Source organism: Gracilibacillus sp. YIM 98692, assembly GCF_010993965.1.
Classification (GTDB): Bacteria; Bacillota; Bacilli; order Bacillales; family Amphibacillaceae; genus Gracilibacillus.
Map to the genome: position 1 here is coordinate 1 of NZ_WIXM01000057.1, position 7969 is coordinate 7969.

The window sequence follows — 7969 nt, forward strand, 5'->3', positions numbered from 1 at the left end:
GGATGAAAATGTATTGGGGTGGCATGCTGAAAGATGGAGCAGACACTTTTTGGGAATTATATAATCCGGAGGACAAGGAGTTTTCGCCATATGGCAATCATTTAATCAATAGCTATTGCCATGCGTGGAGTTGTACACCTACTTATTTAATAAGGGAATATGTGTAAAATATGTTGGAAAAACCCCGAGCCAATATAAAGTTGGATTGAGAGAAAAGTGATGGATTCCAAGCAGCATAGAGTAAAATAGAAGTTTCTATATACTGCATTTTAAAGTTTATAACGAAATATTGTCTGTAATATGTGGTGTTTTTGTCTTAGTTACAATGCTTACAAATACAGGTGTAGTGTTAAAATCAGGACAAGGCAAGATATATATTACAAAAAAGCCATGATGGAGAAGATATTGCCGTAAATATAGGATCAGGATCCTATCAATGTAGTTCCAAGTTGGCATAGCGAATATTTTTTCATGTGGGCTGTCTTATAAGATCAGTTTCCGAATGTACATGGATTCAACAACTGGAATATACGAAATTCTTGAGAGAAAACAGTATATTCCAGTTGTGAGTACAGTGAGCTGGACTTTGGGACAGCTCATTTTTTTCTAGGTATAATAAAAATAATTCACTTATATTTAGGAACAGAAAATGAGGGGTTCGATTGAAAAAAATAGGAGAAAAATGGAAGAGTTTTTTTTACAATAAGCAAATTCGTACTCGTTTTTTAATTGTATTAATATCTCTATCTGTCATTCCATTATTTATTTTAGGAGTTATATCTTATCAAATTGCCAAAAATACAATGATAGAAAAGCACGTTGAAACCAATCAAAATCATTTAGAGACTGTAAATGAAGTCGCAGATCTAATGTTTGATAATGTCATTAAGCTGCATCGATTAATTCTGATTAATTCAACCTTGCAAAGGGAGCTTCGAATGAGTGCTGATGCTGATAAGGGAGAAAGCGGAGTGATTACCTACAATGATTCAGCAATCCAAATTCAAAGTATAATGTCGGAATATTTTATCGATCAGAATCATATTAGCTCTGTGTGTTTATTAGATAATCGATATAGGGCAGTATGCTATGGAAGGTCTAACAATGTAGGTGTATATGAAGGGCGTATTTACGAAATTCCTCAATCAGATTGGTATCAAAAGATGGAAGAAGCCCAAGGTAAAGAAGTCTTTTTCACCAATAATGTACTAGAAGGAAAAAGTAATCCGGATACCTTTTCATCAGTGAAGTTATTACGAGACCCAACTGGCTTCTCACACGAAAAGCTCGGTGTTTTAATTGTTAATCTACGTAAGTCTATATTTACCAAAATGATACCAGAGAATTCAGATAATAATTTTATTGTGCAAGATAATCGTTTTACGAATGTTTCTATTTATGATTCAAGAAATGCAGATACTAGTGTCGAGGAACCGCGAAGCCTTGGAGAATTAAGCAATACAGGTTATTTGATTACAAGGGTTCAAAATAAAGCGACTGGATGGACTTTTGCAACAGCTGTTTCTCCAGAGGTACTATTTAAGGAAACAAATGAAATAAGCAAACTGACCATTATTATTGTTTTTATCATGTCGATTGCTGCTATCATATTATCGGTGAGGCTATCAAAATCGATTACACTACCTTTAGCTAAGATTAAAAGGATGATGTTGCAGTGGGCAAAAGGTAAAAGAAATTTTCATGAACAATTTAGGAATGATGAGATAGGGACGATTGCAAACACATTTAAAATGGTGTCGAAAGAAAATGATGAATTAAACAAAAGGATTACCATGTTTCAAGTAAAAGAAAGAGAGGCCGAACTAAGAATTTTACAATCACAGATTAATCCTCATTTTTTATATAATACATTAGACTCTATTTATTGGATGGCAATCATGGAAAAAAATGAAAAGATAGCACAAATGTCTATTTCCTTATCGGAGAGTTTCAAGATTGCTTTAAATAGAGGGAAAGAAACGATGCCTATCGATAAAGAGTTAGAACATATTCGACATTATATGACCATTCAAAACATACGGTACGAGGGGCGTTTTGAATTCATAGAAGATATTGATGATCGGTTGCTAGGTAAAGAGATATTAAAGTTATTGTTACAGCCATTAATCGAAAATGCCGTATATCATGGAATCGAACCTAAAGTAGGAAAAGGGACAATTAAAATAACCGGGCAATTAGATGGTGACTTTATTATTTTTTCTGTTTCTGATAACGGCGTTGGGATTAAAGATATGTCTAAATTAAAACAAGGGTTTGGGGTAAACAATGTCCGAGATCGATTGAACTTATACTATGGGCCTAGCAGTACTTTTCATGTCGAGAGTGAAGTAAATAAAGGGACAACCATCACGATTCGTTTTCCACTTGAGAGAAGGGGGAATGGTAATGCTGAAAACGGTGATATTTGATGATGCACCTATTGTGACAAAAGGTTTACAAGAAATGATAGACTGGTCAAAACATGGGATGGAAATTGTTGGTACTGCGACAGATGGTACATCCGCCCTGCAAATGATGAAAGAAAAACATCCGGATATTATGTTGACAGATATTCGTATGCCAGGATTAGATGGATTAGAACTAATTGAGTATGTCATGGATATAGCACCTAAAACGATTTGTGTAGTGTTCACAGGTTTTAAAGAATATGATTATGTCAAAAAAGCACTTAAGTTAGGTGTTATTGACTATTTAGAAAAGCCGATTACCATAGAAAAAATGGAAGAATCTATTACCAAAATATTAAATAAAATTGAAGAAGAGAAAAGATACCATGAAGTAGAGGAGGCACAAATGGATGATCATGACTCTTTAACATCTATTACAAAGTTGAATAGTCACCATCCATCTATTAATCAAGCCGTTGAATTTATTTATCATAATTATGATAAGCCCATCACATTAAAAGAAGTGGCAGAGCATGTTGATATGAATGCTACTTATTTTAGTCATTTATTTAAAGAAGAGGTAGGCCTATCCTATATCAAATATGTCACAGAAGTACGAATGGAAAAAGCGAAAGACATGTTGAGAAAGGGAGAAAAAGTGACTGAAGTCAGCGAAAAGGTTGGTTATTACACATATAGACACTTTTCCGATGTCTTCAAGAAAAAAGTTGGCATGAGTCCAGGTCAATATAAAGAAAAATAAGAACATTGATAGGTTGTGTCCATTAAAACGGGCACAACCTAATTTTGTATAAAGAGGATAAAAAAGTAAAAAATAAATAAAATCCAAAAAAAACAGACATGTATCCAAATAATAAAGCAATTATTTTTTGGTTGTAAACCGCTTACAATAATAACTGTAAATAATAAAAATGAAGAAAGGGGAAACAACATGAAAAAGAAAGCGTTTCAATTGATGTTGGCAATGATTTTATCATTATTAGTTGTAGGTTGTTCCAGTAATTCAGAAAATGAGGAAAGCACTGGTGGAGATGAAACTGCTTCCGGTGAAACGGGAGAAGAAAGCATTCACTACCTTTCCACTAACAATGCTAGCGGTGGAGAGGTTCCCGTATATGTTGATCAAACAGAAGAAAAGACAGACTATGAACTAGATATTGAAACAGTTCCTCAAACAGACTTAGTACAAAAAATTCAACTGCTATCTGCAAGTAATGATCTACCGGAAGCTTTTGATTTTGAATCTGGAAAGCCATTACAAGAATTGATTGATGCGGATGCAGTATTAGATGTAGAGAAAGCTTTTAAAGAAATTGGAATTTACGAGAATTTAAATCCTGGCGCCGTAGATTTATTAAAAAGATTGAGCGGTGGCAAGGGATTGTATGCTGTTCCAACCGAATTGAATCTTGAAGGGTTCTGGTTTAATAAACAAATTTTTGAGGAGCATGGTATAGAGGTTCCAACGACATGGGATGAAATGTTAAATGCAGCTGAAACGTTACATGAAAATGGTGTCCAACCATTTGCAGTAGCAGGTAAAGAAAAATGGCCAATTACTCGTTTAATTAACGCTTATGTAATGCGTTATTACGGAGTAGAAGCAATGGAAAAAGTAAGTAGAGGAGAACTTGATATTACAGATGAAGGGTTCGTTGAAGCAGCAAATCAAGTGAAATCCATGGCTGACAATGGTTATTTTGGAAAGGGTGCGAATACGCTAGATGCGGATGCAGCGGTAGATATGTTCCTTCAGGGCCAAGCTGCAATGTATTATATGGGAACGTGGGCAATAGCAGACTTCCATAATGAAGACCGAAATCAAATTGGTGTTGATAACATTGGATTCTTTAATGTTCCAACTGTTGAAGGTGGAGTGGGTACATTAGATGAATACAATATGAATGCTGGTCTAATTGTTGCTTTTTCAAAAGATAAATATGATGACAAAATGAAAGAATGGATTGAAGCAGTATTTTCTGATTATGGCGACAGAGCCATGCAAGATCTCGGCTTAATTACAGGTTTTAACGTTAATGAAATGCCTGAAGATATTAGTCCGTTAACGAAACTGATTAGTGAGGAGATCGATAATGTAACAAATGGTGCTCTATGGTTTGAAGCAAACTTTGATGCAAGAACTAAGCAAATTGCAGAAGATAACGCTCAGCTATTAATTAGTGATTCGATTGATCCGGAAGTGTATATGTCAGAACTAGCGAAAGAGATAGAGTAAATACATGAGAACATAGGAGGTCCGAATTTTCGGACCTTCATTGGTTCACGTAGCATGGAGGAGGGACAGAAATGCAAAGGGTTTTAAGGGATAAAAGAGCAATTTTACTTTTTATTTTACCATCATTAGTCATCTATTTTGCCGCCGTATTGGTGCCTACGGTCTGGTCTATCGGCTATTCCTTTTTTGAAGGATCACCAGTTAGAGGTTTTACGTTTATTGGTTTAAATAACTATCTTGATATTTTTTCTGATCGTCAATTTTTAAACAGTTTTTGGCTTAGTATTAAATATGCTGTCTTTGTAACAACTGGACAAGTATTTTTAGGTTTAGTATTAGCCATTTTCTATGTATTAGTATTAAAGCGTTTCTCTGTTTTAATTCGTACGTTAATATTCTTTCCAATTGTGTTACCAGCAGTTGCTGTTGCGCAATTATTTTCAAAACTTTTTGAAATTACACCACAATTAGGGTTAGTTAATAGTATCTTAAGCTCATTGAACTTAGATATGTGGGTGCAAGCATGGCTTGGCAGTGGAGACTCAGCATTTTGGGTTATTGTGATTATGGATATTTGGAGATCAATGGGTTTTTATGCTGTGTTACTATATGCTGGGTTAATTGATATTCCAGAAGATCTATTAGAAGCAGCAAGACTAGATGGGGCTAATGGGATCAAGCTATCCCGATTCGTAATTATTCCAATGATTCGTCCTATTCTTATATCAGCGATTATTTTTAGTTTAAATGGTACGTTAAAAGTATTTGAATCTGTTGTGGCTCTTACTAATGGTGGCCCCGGAACCAGTACATCGATGTTAACTGTTTATATGTACCATAGTGCTTTTGCTTATAACGAGTATGGTTATGGGAGTACTGTTGCTGTCTTTCTATTAATTCTTTGTTTAATTGTTACGTTATTTATTTATAAGTTTTCACGTAAAGATGTGGACTAGAAGGAGGGGGATATTGTGTTTTTACAAAGAGCTTTTAGTAGTGTAATTGGAAAAGTATTTATCTTTATCTTTTTATTAATTACCGTGTATCCAATCGTTTGGTTGATTCTATCATCTTTTAAGGATCCTAGTGAATTCTCTAAACCAATGTATGCTTTACCAGAAGGGTTGCACATTCAAAACTATATTGATGCATGGACAGTAGGTAATATGGGAACTTATTTTACAAACAGTGTTTTAGTGACGTTCCCAGCATTATTTTGTGTACTCATTTTTGGTGCTGCAGCCGCTTTTGCGATTGAAAAAATGAAATGGAAATTAAATAATGCCGTTTTACTTCTTTTCTTAGCAGGTATTATGATTCCAATGCAGATTGTGTTATTACCTTTATTTACAATTTACCACAATACGGGTCTATTAAATAATTTACTAGGGTTAGTGATTGTCTATATAGCCTTTGGGCTTCCGCTTACTATTTTTCTTTTTACCGGTTATTATAAGACATTACCTAATGAGCTGATTGAAGCAGCTATCATTGATGGAGCAAGTATCTATCAGATATTTTATAAGATATCTATTCCAATGATCCTAAACGCTTTTGTATCAGTAGCATTGGTACAATTCTTCTTTATTTGGAATGATTTAATATTTGCCATGACCTTTATTAGTGACTCTGACCTTCGAACTATTCAAACTGGTTTAATTAACTTTACGGGTCAGTATGGACAAAGAGAATGGGGACCAACTTTTGCTTCTATATCATTAGCGATCATTCCTACGCTTATTTTATATTTAGTTTTAAACAAATTGGTTATGAAAGGTATGACAAGTGGAGCAGTAAAAGGATAAAGTGGGGTGTACATTCTTGCAAAAAGCTAATTACGTGTTCACCAAAAATCGACATTTGCCAAATGATGAAAGTGTTCAAGTAATGAGGAGTTGGGAAGGGTTTGATGCCCCCATCCATCGGCATGATTTTATTGAAATTATCTTTATTGAAGAAGGGACGGGATTTCACCATCTCAATGGAGATAAAATAAAAGTGCAAAAAGGCGACATCTTTATGGTACCTTTAGGAGTAGAACACGTTTTGCGCCCGTCTTCTATTAGAGATGGTCAGCCATTAGTTATTTTTAATGTGTTATTAACCGTTGATCGATTAAAAAAGCTATTACAGGAAACAAAACAGTTGAATGATGTCGATTTCACTCATTGGCTATTTGAGAACATTTGGCGGCAATCTGATCATTATTTACATGTAAAAGATCATCAAATGAACTGTTTATCTATTGTTCGCTCTATGTTTTGGGAAAAGCAGAATCAAAGTATTGGGACGAATGTTATGTTAGATATCAAATTAAAAGAATTATTCATTCACTTGGCACGGTTAGATTCCTATATACCAAGCAATGATGTAAATTATAAATTCTATCAAATAGATATGGAAGAAATTGTTTCTTATATTGGTGAACATTATAACGAACCACTTACTATTTCCAATATAGCACAATTAGCACATGTCAGTGAGCGTCATTTCTCACGAATCTTTAAAAAGCAAATGAACCAATCTTTTACTCAATACCTTCAGACCATTCGAATTGAAAAAAGTTGTGAATTATTAGTAAATACTAGCTTAACAGTTACGGAGATCTGTGATCGTGTCGGATATAAAAATACGGACTTTTTTCGATCTTTATTTTATAAAAAGCTTGGCTTAACACCTTCAGCTTATCGAAAAAGATTATTGTTGTCTGTGTAATGTTTTAAAAATACTAGAGAAGGAGTGCGTGTATGAATATTCAAGCCAACCCCTCCCACCAAGTGAAACGAAATACAAGATTTGAAGATATAGCTAATTCGCTGAAGCCGAAACTGTATACCGGAACAAAGGCTCCTAAAAGTATTATAGGCATTTCAAGAAATCCAGAAAAAATACACGGCTGGGAAACTGAGGTGTTAAAGTCAGCTAGCGAGCTGCCAAACGAAGTGTTAGGTAAAGGTGATTCATTAATCCTTGACTTTGCAGATCATCAAGTAGGGTACCTTACGTTAAATGTGGTTCCAATTGGCAGTCCGCCAGATGCTCCACTTCATATGCGGTTAACTCTTGGAGAAACGCCTGTAGAGATAGCAGAACCATTTTCTAATTATGATGGTTGGATTAGCAGTTCATGGTTGCAGGAAGAAGTTGTAGATAATCGAAATATCGTGGAAGATGACGAAAGTTGGTGGTCGTTCATTGATTGGCAACCTGATTTGAACAAGCAGGCACCATCACAGACCATCTTAATATATACGTTGCGTAGAGCGATTCAATTAGCGGAAGAGTTAGGGAAAAATGAAGAAAA

Annotated in this window: 6 protein-coding genes and 1 pseudogene; all 7 read left to right on the forward strand. The window is 34.7% G+C overall.

The window, feature by feature from the left end:
* The first annotated feature begins 662 nt into the window (after positions 1-662).
* Positions 663-2429, forward strand: a complete 1767-nt coding sequence (locus GHD00_RS20535; RefSeq protein WP_163540054.1) for a sensor histidine kinase — start codon at positions 663-665, stop codon at positions 2427-2429.
* The gene (locus GHD00_RS20540; RefSeq protein ID WP_163540055.1) at positions 2407-3171 is read left to right on the forward strand and encodes a response regulator transcription factor; all 765 of its coding nucleotides are present in this window, start codon (positions 2407-2409) and stop codon (positions 3169-3171) included. The genes GHD00_RS20535 and GHD00_RS20540 overlap by 23 nt, the downstream gene beginning before the upstream one ends.
* A gap of 189 nt (positions 3172-3360) precedes the next feature.
* Positions 3361-4665 (forward strand): ABC transporter substrate-binding protein, encoded by a 1305-nt coding sequence (locus GHD00_RS20545; RefSeq protein WP_163540056.1) that lies wholly within the window; start codon positions 3361-3363, stop codon positions 4663-4665.
* A 71-nt stretch (positions 4666-4736) separates the two neighbouring features.
* The gene (locus GHD00_RS20550; RefSeq protein ID WP_163540057.1) at positions 4737-5621 is read left to right on the forward strand and encodes a carbohydrate ABC transporter permease; all 885 of its coding nucleotides are present in this window, start codon (positions 4737-4739) and stop codon (positions 5619-5621) included.
* A 15-nt stretch (positions 5622-5636) separates the two neighbouring features.
* Complete coding sequence (locus tag GHD00_RS20555) at positions 5637-6470, forward strand: carbohydrate ABC transporter permease (RefSeq protein WP_205600806.1); 834 nt, start codon at positions 5637-5639, stop codon at positions 6468-6470.
* A 16-nt stretch (positions 6471-6486) separates the two neighbouring features.
* Positions 6487-7380 carry an AraC family transcriptional regulator gene (locus GHD00_RS20560; RefSeq protein ID WP_163540058.1) on the forward strand — a complete coding sequence of 298 codons (894 nt, stop codon included), beginning with the start codon at positions 6487-6489 and terminating at the stop codon, positions 7378-7380.
* A 32-nt stretch (positions 7381-7412) separates the two neighbouring features.
* A pseudogene (locus GHD00_RS20970) lies at positions 7413-7969 on the forward strand (hypothetical protein); the annotation flags it as partial.

What these genes read in the sequence shown, in the direction of transcription:
- GHD00_RS20550 (WP_163540057.1), top strand. Translation starts at nt 4,737, where the DNA reads ATGCAAAGGGTTTTAAGGGATAAAAGAGCAATTTTACTTTTTATTTTA.
- GHD00_RS20545 (WP_163540056.1), top strand. Translation starts at nt 3,361, where the DNA reads ATGAAAAAGAAAGCGTTTCAATTGATGTTGGCAATGATTTTATCATTA.
- GHD00_RS20540 (WP_163540055.1), top strand. Translation starts at nt 2,407, where the DNA reads ATGCTGAAAACGGTGATATTTGATGATGCACCTATTGTGACAAAAGGT.